We start from the raw sequence: 17,255 nt of genomic DNA, 5'->3' as shown, positions 1-17,255 counted from the left end.
TAATCTTATTTCAGAAAAGAAAAATGAAAATAAAATTAGCTATTTTAAGTTTACTTTGCAGCACCATTTTATTAAATGGATGTGCTATTCAATCAACACAGTCGGATGTGCAATTATTGAAAGCAAAATTAGCTGATGAACCAGAGAAAATAACTCAGAGTGAAATAAATGAGTCAAATCTTACGGTTAAAAATCGCCCTAAGAATTTATTACGAGTATTTCCTGATTATCCTGCAAAAGCGTATTCTCAAGGCATTGAGGGAACGTTAAATATTAAATTTGATATTGATGAAAATGGATATGTGCAAAATATTAGGATGTTAGATTCCCCTTTAGTGGAGGTTTTTGGTTTATCGACTATTCGAGCTATGGAAAAATGGCGTTATGAGTCAGGAAAACCGACAAAAGATTTAAATTTAACCATGGAATTTAAACGTTGATTTAAAAATAGCTTATAGCAAAGAGAATAACCCACGATAAACTAAACGGATTATTCTCTCGTTATTATTAATTTGAGACTAATTGCACCACAACCAGTCGTCCGCCTTCTTCTGTTGATAACACAAATTGTAATCCATCAGTTAGGGCAATTTTATCGCCAATGGCTATCTGTTTTTTTTCTGGCAATACCATCAATCCCTCAATACGCTCATTAACCAGCCACCATGTTGAGTTGTGATAAACAAAATAACCGACACGTTTTTTTTGTTCATCAGTGGTACGTTCATTGGGCGCAATAAGGCGATTAACATGCCAAGGAAAGAGTGATTGATTACTCCAAACCATTAAGCGGTGATCGTCAGGTCTAAAGCTACCTGCCTTGCGCGAAGAGTAGAGATTTAAAATCGGCAATTGACCTTTATAAGGCGTGTGACAATAGGGGCAAACAGGCTGTGTTTTGCCTGAAAAAACATACCATTGCTGTTCACAATCTTTATTTTGGCAAGGCTGAACTAAATCTACCGTTTTGACTAAAGCCGTTTCCCATTCATCTGCGGTTGGGCGTTGTGAAGGATCGTGTAATCCTGTCATAAAGGCTCTTTCAAAAAGAGGCGTTAAGTACGGCCCCATAATCGTGTATGGGATTTTTTCAGGATCAGCCCAAGGTAGTGATGACGATTTTACCTGATTAAGTTTTACGGCATTGCTACGATCAGTTGGGTGCTCAATAAACAACGCTTTTTCGCCCATAGAGAGTGTTTCATCGCGCATTTCATCGTCAAGATCGTGAATTTTACCGCCCCGTAATGGGTGTCGATAAAACAGATACATATAGATTAATACCGCAAGTGCGTGTCTATCTGTTGTGATGCTTGGCAAGATACGGTTAGGATCTTCTTTCGGTAAATGGCCGGTTTTTACCACTTCAGGTGCAATAAAATCAGGTGTTCCCACTACATCTGGGGGGTATTTCCCTGGAACCACTAAACCGTCAATATCAATAACACAGGCATGACCTTGCTCAGGATCGATAAGGACGTTTTTATAGCTTAAATCACTGTGACATAAGCCTGCTGCATGCATTCGACGTACAGCACGAGAAAGCAATAAACAGACTTTCAGATAATTTAATAGATTGCCTCTTTCACGAGGATCGAGAAATTTATTTTGGTTATTGGCACTTGCAAACCATTTACCTTCTTTTTCTCGACCTTTTATCGCAAGAAAGTCATTGTTTTTAGAGCCATATTTAAAGAAAAAGTGGGATTGATAAGTTGGAACAACAATACCAATTTTGCCTTGATGTTCGACAACATCTGTTGGCCAGCAAAAGAGGTTTTTCCAATATTCTCCACCACTTTGTTCAAAGATATTATGTCGATAAGAGCCTGTTATCATATCGATTCTATCTTTGGCTTGTGCATTCTGTTTTGTTTTATAGAAGGCGACAACGTAGGTTCGGTCTGGGGAAAAATAGACATCTTTCATAGAGCCAGAGCCAATGATCTCATTGACGTACTGAACTGTTTTTCCACTTTGCGTTGTACAGGTAATGATCTCTGCCATGAAATTCACCCATTCTCTCTTTTATGATTACCAAGCCACAACCAGAGTGCGGTCATCGTGATTGCCTGCTGAAAAGAAATTCAGCCATTCAGCCAATGCGTTATTTGCATTTTCAGGAGAGGCTAAACAAGGCGATATTTCATCAATGAGTGCAGCCCATTTATTGGGATCTTGTAAGCCATTATCGGTTTCAAATACCGGATCGGACACCCCATCTGTCATTAAAATAAGATGTGAAATTTCTTTCCATTTACCAATAATAATGCGTCGATTAAATTCCGCATCGTTGAGCGCACTATCATCAAGAAAACGGGTTTGTCCTGCATATTCACCACTATCAGGAATACCTAAAATGCGCACTTTTCCGGCAGGACCATAAGCGGCAATCGCACCATCTCCCATCCAAAAGGAGGCGGCAAATAACTCATCATTGATACGTAAAGAAACCGTAGCTAATAACGTAGTAGAAAAAGATTTTACAGGCTCATTAATATGTATAGCTTCGTTTTTGAGGTTATTAACCGCTAATTGTGCCGCATTACGAAAGAGTTGAGCAAAGAAGCTACCCACTTGATTAATGGCGTTGGCGTCATTCCATTGATGAATGGCTTCAAGATGGGGTTTAAATGCATCATTTTTCACGCTTAATTGTGATTTTAAATAATGGCTTACAGTATTGATAGCAATGCGAGAGCCTTCGCGAGAATAGCGAGCGCTGCCTGCACCATCAGCAACAATTAAAATATTCCATTGGCTGTGATTATCGTGGTGAATATAAAAATCATCATCACGGAATGTGCCGGCATGTTCATGAGAACGCCCACGACGGCTTGCTGCCGCAATTCGAATATCTTCTTCAAGAATAAGTTTGCTATCTATATGGGCTTTGGGATAAGGGCTATCCGCGGGAGGTTCATTGATTTGCCATAAGCTACGCGGATCAGGATTGATGATTAATAAGACTTCATCGTGATAGCAAACGGCATTAACAGACCAATGGACAATCAATGTGAAATTGCCACTGTTTGTTGGCATACCCACTAAGCAGCGATTTTCATGATCAAAGGTTATTCCAAGCCCTTCAGGAATATCAACCGCATCAATTTCGGCAATTTCGAGGGTATTTAGCTCGATACTGAGCGTAGAATTGAACGCTGTACCTACTTTGGCATTAGAAAGGGTAATTTTTGCCGTAGGGCGATGAATAATCGGTTTTTCTGTTGGCATTGGCGACGAGTGCGTTGGAATTTGACCAGGCTTTAATGAGCTATCTTCTGTTAATGATGTTTCTTCACCGGCTAAATTACGAGCGGGTGGTAATAACAGAAGAATAGGTTGTGTCTTGTCTTGTGGTGTGATTTTTTCTGCCGTTTTAGCGTTAATTTTATCGATAATAAAATCAATGTGTTGAGCGATTTCCATATCTTCATACAGCGCAATAACAAGCTCCTCATGTACAGGAATGCGATGTTGTGTCAGCGTGTCATCAATAATCAGTTTTCTGAGTAGGGCTTTTTTATCCATTAGCCTTTACCTCGTGTGACATCAAAGTCAGATTGGTTGCTGTTATCTCCAAAGGTGATGTTGTTATCACACCAAGGACAAATAACGGTTTCAGGGCCATTTACACAGAGTAATTTACCACATTGGCAAACGGCAAAAGCAGTCGCATTGCCGCAATAAGGGCAACCGGGTGTACCATGAAGTTCGCTGGTGTTAACTTGATATGCCGTGGCGCTGAGATCACTCCATGCAAAGTAATCTTCATTTAAGGTGTAGCAACCTGTTAAATTAAAGCCATTAAGATTGAGGTTAAAATCAAGCCCTGAAGCTTTCATTGGTGGACGTTCATATTTCATTAAATAAGGTGAACGAGTGTGGCTACAACGCCCGACGAAAGTGACACAAGATTCATCATAGGCACGAGCAACATCATCTTTTGCAAGACGAACAATATGCTCTGTTTGACTTAAAAGTGGTGGTGCCTCTTCGCCAACACTTCGGCTATGAGAAACCACTGACATCGTTATCCATTTAATGAAACGAGTAAAATCACCTTCTTGTGCTTCGGTAAATAACAGCACATTTTCAGTTAATTGCGACAGTACATGTAAGTCTGCGCTTAAGCCTAATCCAATCGCAATTAAGTTAACTTTGTTGGCGTAGTGAGCTTTCCAGCGTTTGATCTCTTGCGCGCAATCATCAGTCGGTCTGCCGTCAGTTAAAAGGTAAACGACAGGTTTCCAATCGCCTTTTTGCTCAAGTGTGGTTTTTCTTACTTGAGTGTCGATTTGGTGAGAAAGTTCTCGTAATGCGCTGCCTAATGAAGTGCCTCCTCCTAAAGGAAGTTGAGGAGGATAAAAAGAGACGACTTCAGTGAGTGGAACAATCGTTTTTGCAACGCCAGCAAAAGCGATAACAGAGATACAAGCAGTTTCAAGAGCGTGCGGATCTCGCCTTAGGTCGCTAATAATCGTCGTTAGACCGTCATTCATCTTTTTTAGGTTTTCACCGATCATGGATTCTGAACAATCTAAAACAAAGAAAATGGGTAGCCTTCTCATTGTTATACCTTATTACTTTATCGTGGCTGTTATGTATTGTGATGGGTAAATCAAAGCCTGAATAAAATAAAAGCAAAGCCTTTTGAAGCGCTTTGCTTTTGTGGATCACAATACCAGTTGGATTTCAGGAGGCGGCGGCGGTAGGGTGTCTTTATCCGTATTCACTCCTGCACTTGAACTGCCAGATGCGACACTGGCAGAAACCCATTTAAAAAAGCCAGAGAAGGCATTAGAGTCTAGCGTTTCTAAAGCAACCACTTGAGAGGTAAGCTCTTTAAGGTGATCGTGTTTGGCTTTAGGACCAACAGCGCAAGCGATGATCGAACCAAATGAGCGCTTTTTCACTTCTTTAATCGCTTCACCGTAGGCATAAGCATCAGAAGGTGTGCCATCCGTCATTAAAAAGACGAGAGGGCGCCAATCACCTTTTTGGTCACCATCGGAACGTTTAATATCACGATCGACACACTTGATTAAACACTCCAGCGCAGCACCCGTGAAAGTGCCGCCAGAGCTAGGCACTGTGATATCGGAGAATTGGAAATCTTCTAATGCAGTTAATGGGATAAATTCACGAGCCTCGTTATCATAGGTAATGATAGAGATATGCACGCTTTCTAATGCGTAAGGATCTTGTCTCAATGCATTAAGCATGGTTTGTATCCCCACGTTAACTGCATGAATAGATTCACCTCTCATTGATCCTGAAGTATCAATCAGCAAGTAAACAGGAAGTCTTCTCATTAGGCGAAATCCTTTAAGTAAGAAATAAAGCTATCTGAACTTGAAGGCTCTCCAATGGCGTTAAGTTTCCAGCCATTCTCTTCTCTGACTAATTCAGCAAACAGCATGGAACGTTGGTTGTTGAAGGCTTCGCCTCCCGATAAATCAAAACGAGCCATTTCGACATTTTTTGCATCAACAGCACGGATAAAGGCGTTTTGTACTTTACCAAAGTGTTGTTGTCGTTCTCGACCATTGTAAATCTGAACAATAAAGACGATTTTGGTAAATTTAGGATCTAGTGTGTTTAATTTCACGATGATCTGCTCATCATCGCCATCACCTGCGCCAGTTCGGTTATCACCCGTTAACCAAATCTGTCCTGATTTGTGTTGTAGGCTATTAAAGAAAATAATATCACCATTGACGAGAGAGGGTTGTCCACCTTCAATGGCACCTAAATCGTTTACTTTGCCGTTTTCGCCACATAAGAAAGCAATAACATCTAAATCGTATTCTTCGCTTTTTTTACCAAAAAGCCCACCAAGGAATCCGCGTTTTTCTTCGTTGATATCCCAACCTAAACCAATAGTGACAGAGGAAAGGTCATATTCATTTTTCTTTAAACTAACACCTTGTCCTTTTTTTAAACTAACAGACATATTCATTCCTTTTTTATTTAAAGTACAACGTTAACCTCAGGAGGTGGCGGTGGTAAGTCATCAAGATCACTAATATCTTTCTTAGTTAAATCGACTTTTTGACTACCGACAGAAATACTGGCTGAAACCCACTTAAAGAATGACTTAATGGTATTGGCATCCGCAGTATCTAGCTGTAATACAATTTCAGTGATGTTTTTTAGGACATCAGTTTGTGCTGATCGTCCTGCTGCACACGCAATAACAACGCCAGTGCGTGCCGCTTTAAATTTCTCAACGCCTTTTTTCCAATCGTCTGTGGGAGCGCCATCTGTCATCACAAAAACTAACGGGCGCCAATCGCCTTTTGTTTCAGCCGTCGTTTTTTGTACTTCTTTTTCAATACGACTAGAAACTAAAGTGAGCGCAGAACCTAATGCTGTTGTTCCACTTGCGACTAAATCAGGTACTTTAAAATTGATTAAATCAGTGAGTGGCACAACTTGTTGTGCGGTTGAGTCAAAGGTGATGATAGAAATATAAGCTGTTTCTAATGCGTAAGGATCTTGGCGTAGTGTTGATAAGAGCATTTCAACGCCATTTTTTACTGCTGCAATAGGTTCTCCATACATGGAAGTCGATGTATCAAGTAAAAGGTAAACTGGCAATCTTCTCATGCATTAATCCTGTGAGTGAGATAGAGATAAGCGATTAATATACTAACCGACTCGTGAAGGTGTTCAATTGAGATTATGCTTAGTTTAATTAAATTAGAGGAAAAACGCAGTGATGATTGTCCAATATTATTAATCCGAATGAAGATAGTATGAAAAGTAAAATAAAAGAAGAATTAACCTATTTACCCCCTTTGAATTGAGTAATGGAGCGATTTTATTTTATTTTCTTTAAAGGAAATATATCTTATTGGATCATCTTAATAAGAGTAATATCAAATGAATAGCTAATAATGATTAAGTATAAACACGATTTTAACTAAAAATAGTAATAATTATAAAAACCAATAAATTCAAAGCATTAATGTATTATTATTTTTTTATTTTTGGAAGTAATTTAAAATAAAATAAGTGAGTGGATAAATATATAAATCAACTTTATAAAATAAGTTTTTATATATTTTTTATTTTGTTTCTATTTTTCTATTTTTCTATTTTATATAAAGTAACTTGATACTGAGATATTAAGTTACTTTATATTATTTACTTTTAATTCTTTTTTTCTTTTTCTGCTATTTCAGCAAGTGTTGATTGAATTAAATTTTCAATATAGTGATCAACTAATAATTCAACAGCTTCACTACGTGTGGAATTATTTAAATAAGATAATCTATCAATCTTGCGTAATGCCGACATTTTTAATGAAAGTGAAACAGATTTCTTTTTATCTTTATCGAGATAAACTCGGCTTGTCATTCCATTGTGGCGTAGATCTTCATTGGCGGATAATGCCTCACGCATACGGCGTAACGCTTTACTATCGAGTTGGCCTCGTTCAGTCATTTGATATGCGCGAGAGGCTTTGCTGTATTTTATTTCAGCACCATAAGAATCTCTTATCTCTTTTAATACGCGAGTTAACGTAGGCTCTGAGCATTCAAGAGCAGAAATAATCTTAATGGTTGGAACCTTTTTTCCTGAGCTTAAAAGGGTTGCCAGTGTAAAGACTCTGACCTGACGAGTGCTTAATTGCATGCTTAGTTACCACTTGTTTTGTTATTCGTGTGTTAAAATATTCAGCAATAATTTCTATTATTCTTGTTCTCTGTTGACAAGGATAAATAAAATAAGCTTCCTATTAAATGTAGTATAAATTGATAATTGAAATAAAAAATTTATTTTTTCAAATAAAAAAGTAAGTCTTGTTTTTATAAGTTCTAGTTAAAGATAACATGTTTTAACTAGAAACTTATAAATCAAGATAAGATAATTATTTTATCTTATCAAATTCATCACTAGTTATAGCGTATTTTATGTTGCATTAAAACGTTGGGCATTATTTTGTTGGTTAGGAATAATGCCATAAATTTTAGCTCTGGTTAAAATACTCAATGCCCAGCGACGATGTGTTGCGGGTTCACACATTGCACCTTGTGATTTAAAAACGGCTTGTGTCGAATTTAAAATACGTAATGCATCTGAATGATCAGATTGAGACACCATAAGAGCTTGTTCAATTTTATGAATTTGCTTTGGGTGGATCGCTGTTTTACCTACAAGACCATTCGCAATATCAAGCGCCAGCTCTTTATCCATAATATGGTGATCATCAATATGCTCACAAACAGGTGCTGTGAGGGCAAATTGGCGAGCGCCAAAGACAGCAACTAACATTTTTATCACGTAACCCATTGGGCCATCATAAAGTGTTAATTGGCGATTACGTCTAAGCGAAATGACATTCATTAAATCATTGCCACCAATACGTAATGCAATAATTCTTTTATGGCAAGGGTGAGTCAGTAAGTGGTTTGCAAGTGCTGTCATTTGAATAACATCAAACACTTCTTCTGTTTCAAGTGTTGGCATCATACATAAATGCGTGTTTTCAATAATACTCCACCAAATTGGCAGAGAAACTTGTGTAAACTTAGGCAAAACAAGACCATCGATGGCACTGATATCCAGGTTTTCAGTGATCCATTGACCCATTTCAGTGTGGCGAGGGCGAATAAACAGCAGTGGCCAATGGCTACAATCGCTGTTTTTTTTGTGCTCTGCTAAGGTATTTAATAAGGTTGCCAAGTTTTCTAATGCAACAGGAATATCGGCATCACTCACGGCATCTTCTAAACAGATAATTAAAGAGCGTAACCCTTCAACTTTCTGGTCGATAATTGTCGTCGCGATATCTGTTCGTGTTGCGGGCATATAAAGCGTTGCCCCTAAATTCCATGGGGATAATCGTTCAATCATTATTTCACCTTTTTAATGATAGTCACTGCACGATACTGACCAAGCGCTTGCCCTGCTTCAATAACAGCAATATTTTTTTCCTGTGCAAGATAAACGAGTAACGCCACATCAGGATCGGTTATTTCCCTGACCAGAATATGGTCAGGTACACGGCGCAAAACAGCGCGTGTGGCTTCAGCAATACCGGGTTTTATACGATTGATATTTGAAATATCATATTTGTTTGCAAGTGAACTAACGACGTTTTCGCTCAGCTTTTTTAAGTCTGATTGTTGTGCTTTAAATGTGGCTAGTGGAATATCATTATCGATTAATGTATCAACGACTTTTCCGACAGTATCAACAAGGTAACGACTGCATTCATACTGTTTTAAATGCTGGCAATCTACAAAACCGTGAAAGCCTTTTTCAGTCCAAATTGAACGTGAAATTAATCCTGAAACAGGCGCTCCCATGATCCCAAATGGAATAAGCCAATCTTCATCGCTGGCACTTAACCATGCACAGCCACAAGGATCGGCGAGGACGACAAGACGAGGCTGGGCTGGATAGCCTTTTCGTCCTGATAACGAACGAATAAGTTCACCTGTAATAGCGCCTTTTCCTGTCCATCCATCAACAAATACAATACCTTCTGTGCCGTGGCGTTGTTCTATCCATGAAAGCGCTGCGCTATCAATGCCTCTATCTCGAATAATACTAATGCCGTAGTGGTAAGAGGTTCTGCCCATTTTGCGCAATGTTTGTTGCAACATGACGCCTAAAGGAACACCAGCACGAACAAGGCTGGTTAAGATAATTGGGGTATCACCAAAGCGTTCAATCAGTGATTTAGCCAACATTATGACTTCAGTTGCTAAGCGTGTAGCACCTGTTTCTAGCGCTTTTTCAAAGAGATCTAAATGCCATGTTGTTGGCTCTGGCTCTTGACTTAGCATGTCAGAATAGTGGCGTTTACCCGATTGTATCAGCTCTTCTTTTAACTCAACGGGCGTCATTTCGATATTAACCGGTTGAAGTAGGAAATCGACATCCCCTGATACATAAGAGCCTGAAAAAGGCTTATGATCCATCATGTTTATTCTCCAAAAATTTTTGTGTTGATCGCATCCGCAAATTGGCTTTGACGAGGAAGCCCATACCAACTGCATAATTTCATAAAGCGATGATCACTTAGGCTATCACCTAGCCCAATCACAGGAAAAACACCTCGCTCAGCTTTTAATTTATTGAGCAAATAGGTGACCGCTTTGCCTTTTTCGATAGGCTCCGGTAACCAAGCAATATTGTTGCTGTTGCGATGAATATAAAAACCTTCGGTTGAGAATATTTTTTCTATCTCATCACCTATGGCGTATAGCTCGCTTAATCGGGTGCTATCGTTATGCTTCATGACTAAATAAATAGGCAAATCACCGTATTCATAGTTAATTCGCGCCCAACCATCAATGTTTCGTTCTGCCATTAATTGCGTAATTGATTGTTGTAGCGTCAACAAACGCTGTGTATAGGGCGCTAAGCTTTGAGTGATGTGGTGTTGCCATTGGGCATCAGCGTTGCCTTCAGGCGTCAATATCACCGCACCATGTGTGGTAATCGCCCAAGAATGAAAAGGAATAGTGACTCGGCTAATCTCTTCTGTTCCACGAGCGGTAACAGGAATTAAATCTGCATGCTCTAACATCCAATCTACAAGTAGGGTTTGCTCTTGAGTCATAAAGCTACGGGGTTCTAAGCTTCTATCTAGCGCGCCAGTCTTATAGGGTTCTAGTGCTAATTCATCCACCATCTTACGACGTGTTTGAAATAGAGTGTCATCGAGATCAGTTAAAATAACAGGCTTAGTCATAACTAATTACCTCAACAATAGGTGCAACTTTATTGAGGGCTTCAATCAGTTGGCTATCAATACTTTCGGCGGGTGTTTCACAACAAAGCAAAATGCGATCAAATTGTTGATGTGCCACGTTATAGACGAAATTAGGAATACCTAAACCATAATTATCAGTAAATGTGATTGCTGATTGAATGGCAAAATTAGTTGAAATCGGTGAACGCGTTGTTGAGCTATATTTTACGATAGCACCTTGTTTTTCAAGCCGTTCAGCTAATAAGAACGGCTCCCAAACAAATTCTCCTGATCCTAAAACAAGGATTTTTTCACCTAAAGATGCATTGATGGATAAACCCAGATCGTTTGCGGGCGTTGTCATTCCTAATCGACCCCAACCCTGTTTACCCGTGATAGCAACTTCCCCTGATGCAGTGATATTAACATTAGGCATAACAGGTAAAGGCGCATTTGGATCGGCATCCCATTGCCACTTCCCTTGAACTAGAGAAAGGGTTTTAATCGGTAATGGGGAGCGCTCAGCGATAGAATCACCACTCCAATCGGTTAAGGTTACCGCTATAACCTGCTCAATATGGGTTAATCCACCTTCTTCACGCAGCGCTGAAAGCAGGTTAATAAAGGTGTTACCCGTAGTCGCTTCATCATCAATCAATACAACGGTTTTTGCTTGTTGTACCCATTGGCGTTGCTCTGCTGTTGTAGGCAAATAGAGTAAGTGATCAGTCGCGTGGCTGTGATTTTCTTTAAATTCACACAGCAGCTCACCTTTATCAATAGGGTGGCGTGTTGATGTTAAATAAATGGTTTGTTGATAGCGATTTCTCACTTCATCAAAAATGCCAGCACCTAAACCCACCGCAGTTTCTGCCATGCCAATAAACAGAACAGGGCCGTCAAGTGAGTCAGGAAATTGACGGGCAAGTTTTTGGTAGGTTTCACGCATTTTTTTCGGTGAAACTGGAATATGACGACCTAATACTTTACTGACAAATAAAAATGCACGCTTAGGATTGCGTCTTTCTGCGATATCAAATAATTCATCAAGTAACTCAATAGAGCAATTTGGCGTCACACTTAATGTGCCACAAGAAAGAAGGCGACGATAAACGGATGAGTCACTCATACTATTTTTCATTATTAATTATTATCCGTACTGATTAAGTTTGTTAGCGTTGAATTGAAAACAATAGAATCGGTGATTGAGCGTATTTTTGTTGGTGTAAAATGGTTGGTTTGAGCTGTCGCCTCTTCAATACTCATTAATCCTAATTGGCGTAAAGCAAAAATACCTGCAAGATTAATTCCACAATGTTGGGTATAACCAATACCACCAGAAGGGCGCATATTAATTTCAAGTAAGAGTGGGCGACCTTGATGATTATTGCGAGTTTGCACATTCACAATCCCATCGGCTTTCATCGCTGTTGCGCACGCTTTACCTAATTCATAAGCCTCGCCTGAGATTTCTAGATGTTGTATTGCACCCTCTTTGCGTCGAGCTACAGCCGCAATAACATCACCTTGCTCTACCACCATATCAACAGAGTATTCAGGGCCGGGTAAATAAGGCATTAAGACTAAAGGTTCAAAACGTTCAACCGCCTTTAATGCATCAAGATATTGTTGCGGATTGACTTGGCGATTTTCTGGGTGATTAAACAGTGCCATTGGTGAAACTTGATTATCAAAGCGCCAAAAACCCATGCCGTAAATCCCTTTTACAGGTTTAATACATAAAGGTATTTCGCCAAAAGGAGGCTCTTTTATATGTGTTTCTAATTCATCGATAGATTCAATGTAAATAGACGGTACTGCAGGAAGCCCACATTGTTCCATCGCTTGTGCAAATGCAACTTTATTATCAGCTAATTGAAGCTGTTCAAGTTGTGTGGCCCCAGTTGTTAATTTTACCCCAAATGACTCAATTTCTTGGCGGTGTCGTTCAAACCATGCGCTATTACGACCAGTGTGAATGGCACTGACTTGATGCTGTTTTACAACATCATTGATAAATTGTAAGCGTAATGTCTCTTCAAGAGGTTCATAAAAAGCCCCATCAGCAAGCGATAAAATCTCATTTCGAGTATGACGATGAGATGCGAGCACAACGATCTCTTGGTGCTGCTGTTTTGCAAAGTCTTTAACACTTTGAATTATATCGCGTTGTGATGATAAACCTTCCATAAACCAAATTGTGTTATTCATTACTCTGTATACCGTGAAATAAAAGTGTAGGGTTCAATGCCTATAATCATGAAGATTTCGCAGAACTGTGTCAATCATAATATGATTTATTTGAGTTAATTTTTAAATCGTGTAATTACGTAAGTTATTATTGTGATTTTTTTGTGTTTTTAACATTTTATTGTAATTTAATATCATTAATATCAATAGGTTGACAAAACTTTAAGTTTGAGTGAGAAAAATAGTCTTGCTCATGTACTTCATCATGATATGATGATTTTCATGATATGGAATTAATCACAAATGGCGTTATTGTTTCACTCTACCTCTGAAGGAATTTAATTATGGTTTCATTAAGCAAGAATCAAACAGTTTCTCTCAGTAAACAAGCACCTGCACTGAGCCATTTAATGTTTGGTTTAGGCTGGGATCCGATTAAGAAAAAAGGATTATTAGGCAGTCTTTTTGGTGGCGGTGGTTCTATTGATTTAGATGCAAGTTGCGTATTGCTTGACGCAAGTGGTAATCAAATCGATACCATTTGGTTTAGAAAATTAAAATCAAGCTGTCAGTCAGTTATTCACTCTGGTGATAACTTAACAGGTGACGGCGATGGTGATGATGAAACAATTTTCGTTGATTTAGCCCGTTTATCGGCAAATGTTGAATATTTGGTATTCACAGTAAACAGTTTCCGTGGACAAACATTTAATGAAGTTGAAAACGCATTCTGTCGAGTTGTTGATAAAGCAACGAATAAAGAGCTGGTGCGTTATACCTTAACAGAGCAAGGCTCTCATACAGGTATCGTGATTGCTTCTTTACAACGTAATCATGGTCAATGGGATTTCACTGCGTTTGGTGCGCCTTGTAAAGGCCGTGTTATTAACGACATGATGCCTGATATTGTGGCTACGGTGGTGCGATAAATGAATATGACTCCAGGTGGGAACGTACCTGTTCCGAATCAAACATTAATCATTAGAATTCAATCAGGTGCGCCTGTTGATGTGTCTGCTTTTAGACTTTATGCATCAGGTAAAGTGAATGGCGACACCGATATGGTGTTTTATGGACAGACCGCTAATGATGATCGCACCATTATTTATGCAACAGCAGGAAACAGCACATCTTTCACGGTGGATCTAACGCGTTTACGCCCAGATGTTGAAAAAATTGCGTTTACAGCGACTTGTGAAGGTCAACAAACTATCGCAAATTTACAACGATTATCAATTCAAGTTGATGCTAATAACGAAGTTGTAGCGAACGGTAATGTTGATATTAACGGTCGTCCTGAAGCGGCATTAATTTTAGGTGAATTGTATCGTCGTAATGGGAGTTGGAAGTTCCGTTTTATCGCTCAAGGGTTTAACGGTGGTTTAAAGCCATTAGCTGAACATTTTGGTGTTGATATTGCAGACTCAGCACCAGCACCAGCACCAGCACCAGCACCGAAACCAGTGCCAGCGCCAAGTTCGGTGAACTTAAGTAAGGTTTCTTTAACTAAAGAGAAACCGGCAATCAGCCTAACGAAGAAAGACGACTTCGGTAAAATTCGGATCAACCTTGATTGGCATCGTGAAAGCAAAAGTGGAGGCTCTGGGCTATTAGGTGGATTGTTCGGTGGCAATAAAGGTATCGATTTAGATATCGGTGCTTTTGTTGAACTTCAGCAAGGACATAAGTCCGTTATTCAAGCATTAGGAAACGGATTTGGTGATTTTAATCGTATTCCTTATGTTGAATTACAAGGTGATGATCGTACTGGAGACGTTGCTGGTGGTGAATGGATCTTTGTAAATGGACGTGAATGGAAAAATATTAAGCAAGTGCTGATTTTCGCGTTTATTTATGAAGGCGTACCAAATTGGAGCAAGACTGATGGTGTGGTTACCATTCATGTGCCGGATCAACCGCCTATCGAAACTCGCTTAACTGATGGTAATAATGGTCGCAATATGTGTGCGATTGCCCGACTCGTTAATGAGAACGGATCAATAAAAGTTGAACGTCTCAATGAATTTTTTAAAGGCCACCGCGATATGGATAATGCCTATGGGTGGGGATTTCGCTGGACAGCGGGTTCTAAGTGATCAAGTTGATATAAGGAAAAATAGCATGAGTTTTTTTAACAAATTAAAAGAAGGTTTTAATACAGGACGTTCTGAGTTAACCAAGCAAGTTGCTCGCTTTAAAAACAAAAAATTTATGCAAGGCACTGTTGCGGTTTGCGCGCAAATCGCCATTGCTAGTGACGGTGTGAGTTCTGAAGAAAAACAGAAGATGCTTGGTTTTTTAAAAGCATCAGATGAACTTAAAGTTTTTGATACTTCTGAAGTTATCGAATTCTTTAATAAGCTAATCCTGAGTTTCGAATTCGATACCGAAGTCGGTAAAGGTGAAACCATGAAGTATATTCTGGCAATGAAAGATCAGCCAGAAGCTGCGCAATTAGCTATTCGTGTCGGTATTGCTGTTGCGAAAAGTGATGGTGATTTTGACAATGATGAAAAAGAAGCGGTGCGCGCTATTGCCATTGCATTAGGCTTTCAGCCCGCAGAATTTGGTTTGTAATTAATTTAAGATAGGGAACCGTTCAGGAATTATTATGGTATCCACACATATTGGTTTTCCGACAGAAACTGTCATTGTCTTTGTTGTACTTGCGATTGGCGCTATTTTTATCGACTTATTTATGCATCGTGCAGATAAGCCGATAACGTTAAAGAATGCCATATTCTGGTCTATATTCTGGGTTGCCGTTGCAATGGCATTCGCAGGATTCCTTTATGTTCACCATGGTGCAGAAGTTGCGAGCTTATTCGTAACAGGTTATGCATTAGAGAAAGTGCTCTCCGTTGATAACTTGTTTGTCATGATGGCGATTTTCTCTTGGTTTGCCGTACCTGATCGCTTCCGTCACCGCGTTCTTTATTGGGGGATCATCGGTGCTATCGTTTTCCGTGGGATCTTTGTTGCCATCGGTACAGGGCTGTTAAGTTTAGGACCATATGTTGAGATAGTATTTGCCTTAATCGTTGCTTGGACGGCAGTTATGATGCTGAAAAGCGGTGATGATAGTGAAGAGATTGAAGACTATTCACAACATCTTGCTTATCGCTTAGTAAAACGATTTTTCCCTATATGGCCAAAAATTACTGGGCATGCATTCTTACTAACACAAAAAGAAGTTGATGCTGAATTAGCAAAACCAGAGAACAAAGAAATTACTATCGGTCGTGGTACAAAAGCCGCGTTATATGCAACACCACTTATGCTGTGTGTGGCTGTGGTAGAGCTTTCCGATGTGATGTTTGCTTTCGACTCGGTTCCCGCTATTATCGCAGTAAGCCGTGAACCCCTCATTGTTTATAGTGCAATGATGTTTGCAATCTTAGGCTTACGTACGCTCTACTTCGTGTTAGAAGCGTTGAAACAGTATCTGGTTTACCTTGAAAAAGCGGTTATTGTGTTGTTGTTCTTTATTGCTGCAAAACTAGGTTTAAATGCAACAGATCATATCTGGCAACATGGATACAGCATCTCCGCGACAACTAGCTTATTTGTTGTGCTAGGTGTTCTTGCTCTGGGTATTATTGCAAGCTTTGTATTCCCAGAGAAAAAAGATGATAAAGGTAAGACAAATTAACAAATATTCTTGAAAAATCAGAATATTAAAAACAAAACTAAAGAGGTTATAAAATGAGCGTTTCTCTTTCTAAAGGTGGTAATGTCTCTCTGAGCAAAGCAGCCCCAACGATGAAAAACGTCCTTGTCGGACTTGGTTGGGATGCCCGTTCTACAGATGGTCAAGATTTTGACTTAGATGCATCTGTATTTCTGTTAGCTGCAAATGGAAAAGTGCGTAGCGATGCCGATTTCATTTTTTATAACAATTTAAGATCTGCTGATGGCTCTGTCGTTCATACCGGTGATAACCGCACAGGTGAAGGCGATGGTGATGATGAAGCGCTGAAAATCAAATTAGACATGATCCCAAATGATGTCGATAAGGTGATCTTTGTTGTCACAATCCATGATGCGCAAGCACGCCGCCAAAGCTTTGGCCAAGTATCGGGTGCATTTATTCGTTTAGTTAATGATGACAACCAAATTGAAGTTGCTCGTTATGACTTAACGGAAGATGCATCAACAGAAACTGCAATGTTATTTGGTGAGTTATATCGCCACGGTACAGAGTGGAAATTCCGTGCAGTAGGCCAAGGTTACGCGGGTGGTTTAGGTTCAGTTTGTGCTCAATACGGTATTAATGCCTCTTGATAGCTGATTGGTAAAATACTACCCACTGGCAGTCATAAGATGTGATTGCCAGTTTATTCAATAAAGT

At 39.4% G+C, this 17,255-nt stretch carries 18 protein-coding genes; 6 read left to right on the top strand and 12 right to left on the bottom strand.

Annotated elements, in window-relative coordinates; translation table 11 throughout:
• Window positions 1-23: 23 nt before the first annotated feature.
• The gene (locus QQS39_RS15710; RefSeq protein ID WP_265576093.1) at window positions 24-440 is read left to right on the top strand and encodes a TonB family protein; all 417 of its coding nucleotides are present in this window, start codon (window positions 24-26) and stop codon (window positions 438-440) included.
• A gap of 67 nt (window positions 441-507) precedes the next feature.
• Here the strand turns inward: QQS39_RS15710 and QQS39_RS15705 are convergent, their stop codons facing one another.
• The 12 genes from QQS39_RS15705 to QQS39_RS15650 all read right to left on the bottom strand — a co-directional run bounded on the left by QQS39_RS15705 (window position 508) and on the right by QQS39_RS15650 (window position 12,925).
• The gene (locus QQS39_RS15705) at window positions 508-2,007 is read right to left on the bottom strand and encodes a helix-hairpin-helix domain-containing protein (RefSeq protein WP_285804888.1); all 1,500 of its coding nucleotides are present in this window, start codon (window positions 2,005-2,007) and stop codon (window positions 508-510) included.
• A gap of 27 nt (window positions 2,008-2,034) precedes the next feature.
• On the bottom strand, window positions 2,035-3,531 hold the full coding sequence (locus tag QQS39_RS15700) for a PP2C family serine/threonine-protein phosphatase (protein WP_285804887.1): 1,497 nt from the start codon (window positions 3,529-3,531) through the stop codon (window positions 2,035-2,037).
• The gene (locus QQS39_RS15695) at window positions 3,531-4,571 is read right to left on the bottom strand and encodes a TerY-C metal binding domain-containing protein (protein ID WP_151436061.1); all 1,041 of its coding nucleotides are present in this window, start codon (window positions 4,569-4,571) and stop codon (window positions 3,531-3,533) included. The genes QQS39_RS15700 and QQS39_RS15695 overlap by 1 nt, the downstream gene beginning before the upstream one ends.
• 105 nt (window positions 4,572-4,676) lie before the next feature.
• Entirely contained in the window at window positions 4,677-5,315 is a 639-nt protein-coding gene (locus QQS39_RS15690; protein ID WP_075672662.1) for a vWA domain-containing protein, read from the bottom strand.
• Complete coding sequence (locus tag QQS39_RS15685) at window positions 5,315-5,956, bottom strand: TerD family protein (RefSeq protein WP_285804886.1); 642 nt, start codon at window positions 5,954-5,956, stop codon at window positions 5,315-5,317. The genes QQS39_RS15690 and QQS39_RS15685 overlap by 1 nt, the downstream gene beginning before the upstream one ends.
• A gap of 17 nt (window positions 5,957-5,973) precedes the next feature.
• Entirely contained in the window at window positions 5,974-6,612 is a 639-nt protein-coding gene (locus QQS39_RS15680) for a vWA domain-containing protein (RefSeq protein WP_285804885.1), read from the bottom strand.
• Between the two features lie 546 nt (window positions 6,613-7,158).
• Window positions 7,159-7,644 carry a tellurium resistance protein TerW gene (locus QQS39_RS15675; protein ID WP_151436058.1) on the bottom strand — a complete coding sequence of 162 codons (486 nt, stop codon included), beginning with the start codon at window positions 7,642-7,644 and terminating at the stop codon, window positions 7,159-7,161.
• Between the two features lie 276 nt (window positions 7,645-7,920).
• On the bottom strand, window positions 7,921-8,865 hold the full coding sequence (locus QQS39_RS15670; RefSeq protein ID WP_151436057.1) for an HpcH/HpaI aldolase/citrate lyase family protein: 945 nt from the start codon (window positions 8,863-8,865) through the stop codon (window positions 7,921-7,923).
• A complete protein-coding gene (locus QQS39_RS15665; protein WP_151436056.1) occupies window positions 8,865-9,941 on the bottom strand; it encodes a cysteine protease StiP family protein in 1,077 nt (358 codons plus the stop codon). The genes QQS39_RS15670 and QQS39_RS15665 overlap by 1 nt, the downstream gene beginning before the upstream one ends.
• 2 nt (window positions 9,942-9,943) lie before the next feature.
• The gene (locus QQS39_RS15660) at window positions 9,944-10,714 is read right to left on the bottom strand and encodes an HAD family hydrolase (RefSeq protein ID WP_285804884.1); all 771 of its coding nucleotides are present in this window, start codon (window positions 10,712-10,714) and stop codon (window positions 9,944-9,946) included.
• Window positions 10,707-11,843, bottom strand: a complete 1,137-nt coding sequence (locus tag QQS39_RS15655; protein ID WP_285804883.1) for a phosphoribosyltransferase domain-containing protein — start codon at window positions 11,841-11,843, stop codon at window positions 10,707-10,709. Before QQS39_RS15655 ends, QQS39_RS15660 begins: the two co-directional genes overlap by 8 nt.
• A 14-nt stretch (window positions 11,844-11,857) precedes the next feature.
• Window positions 11,858-12,925 (bottom strand): ATP-grasp domain-containing protein, encoded by a 1,068-nt coding sequence (locus QQS39_RS15650; protein WP_285804882.1) that lies wholly within the window; start codon window positions 12,923-12,925, stop codon window positions 11,858-11,860.
• A 323-nt stretch (window positions 12,926-13,248) separates the two neighbouring features.
• On the opposite strand from QQS39_RS15650, the gene QQS39_RS15645 reads away from it, so the two are divergent.
• Genes QQS39_RS15645 through QQS39_RS15625 form a run of 5 tightly spaced genes read left to right on the top strand, consistent with a single transcriptional unit; the run spans window position 13,249 to window position 17,188 of the window.
• Entirely contained in the window at window positions 13,249-13,833 is a 585-nt protein-coding gene (locus QQS39_RS15645) for a TerD family protein (protein ID WP_151436052.1), read from the top strand.
• Window positions 13,834-15,000, top strand: coding sequence for a TerD family protein (locus QQS39_RS15640; RefSeq protein ID WP_285804881.1), 1,167 nt, complete (start codon window positions 13,834-13,836; stop codon window positions 14,998-15,000).
• A gap of 25 nt (window positions 15,001-15,025) precedes the next feature.
• Window positions 15,026-15,481: a tellurite resistance TerB family protein gene (locus QQS39_RS15635; protein ID WP_151436050.1), complete on the top strand. Its 456-nt coding sequence runs from the start codon at window positions 15,026-15,028 to the stop codon at window positions 15,479-15,481.
• Window positions 15,482-15,515: 34 nt separating this feature from the next.
• On the top strand, window positions 15,516-16,556 hold the full coding sequence (locus QQS39_RS15630) for a TerC/Alx family metal homeostasis membrane protein (RefSeq protein WP_151436049.1): 1,041 nt from the start codon (window positions 15,516-15,518) through the stop codon (window positions 16,554-16,556).
• A 53-nt stretch (window positions 16,557-16,609) separates the two neighbouring features.
• Window positions 16,610-17,188: a TerD family protein gene (locus QQS39_RS15625; protein ID WP_006536043.1), complete on the top strand. Its 579-nt coding sequence runs from the start codon at window positions 16,610-16,612 to the stop codon at window positions 17,186-17,188.
• Window positions 17,189-17,255 lie beyond the last annotated feature (67 nt).

This window comes from Proteus appendicitidis (genome assembly GCF_030271835.1).
Lineage (GTDB): Bacteria > Pseudomonadota > Gammaproteobacteria > Enterobacterales > Enterobacteriaceae > Proteus > Proteus appendicitidis.
This window is presented reverse-complemented; position numbering and strand designations above follow the sequence as displayed.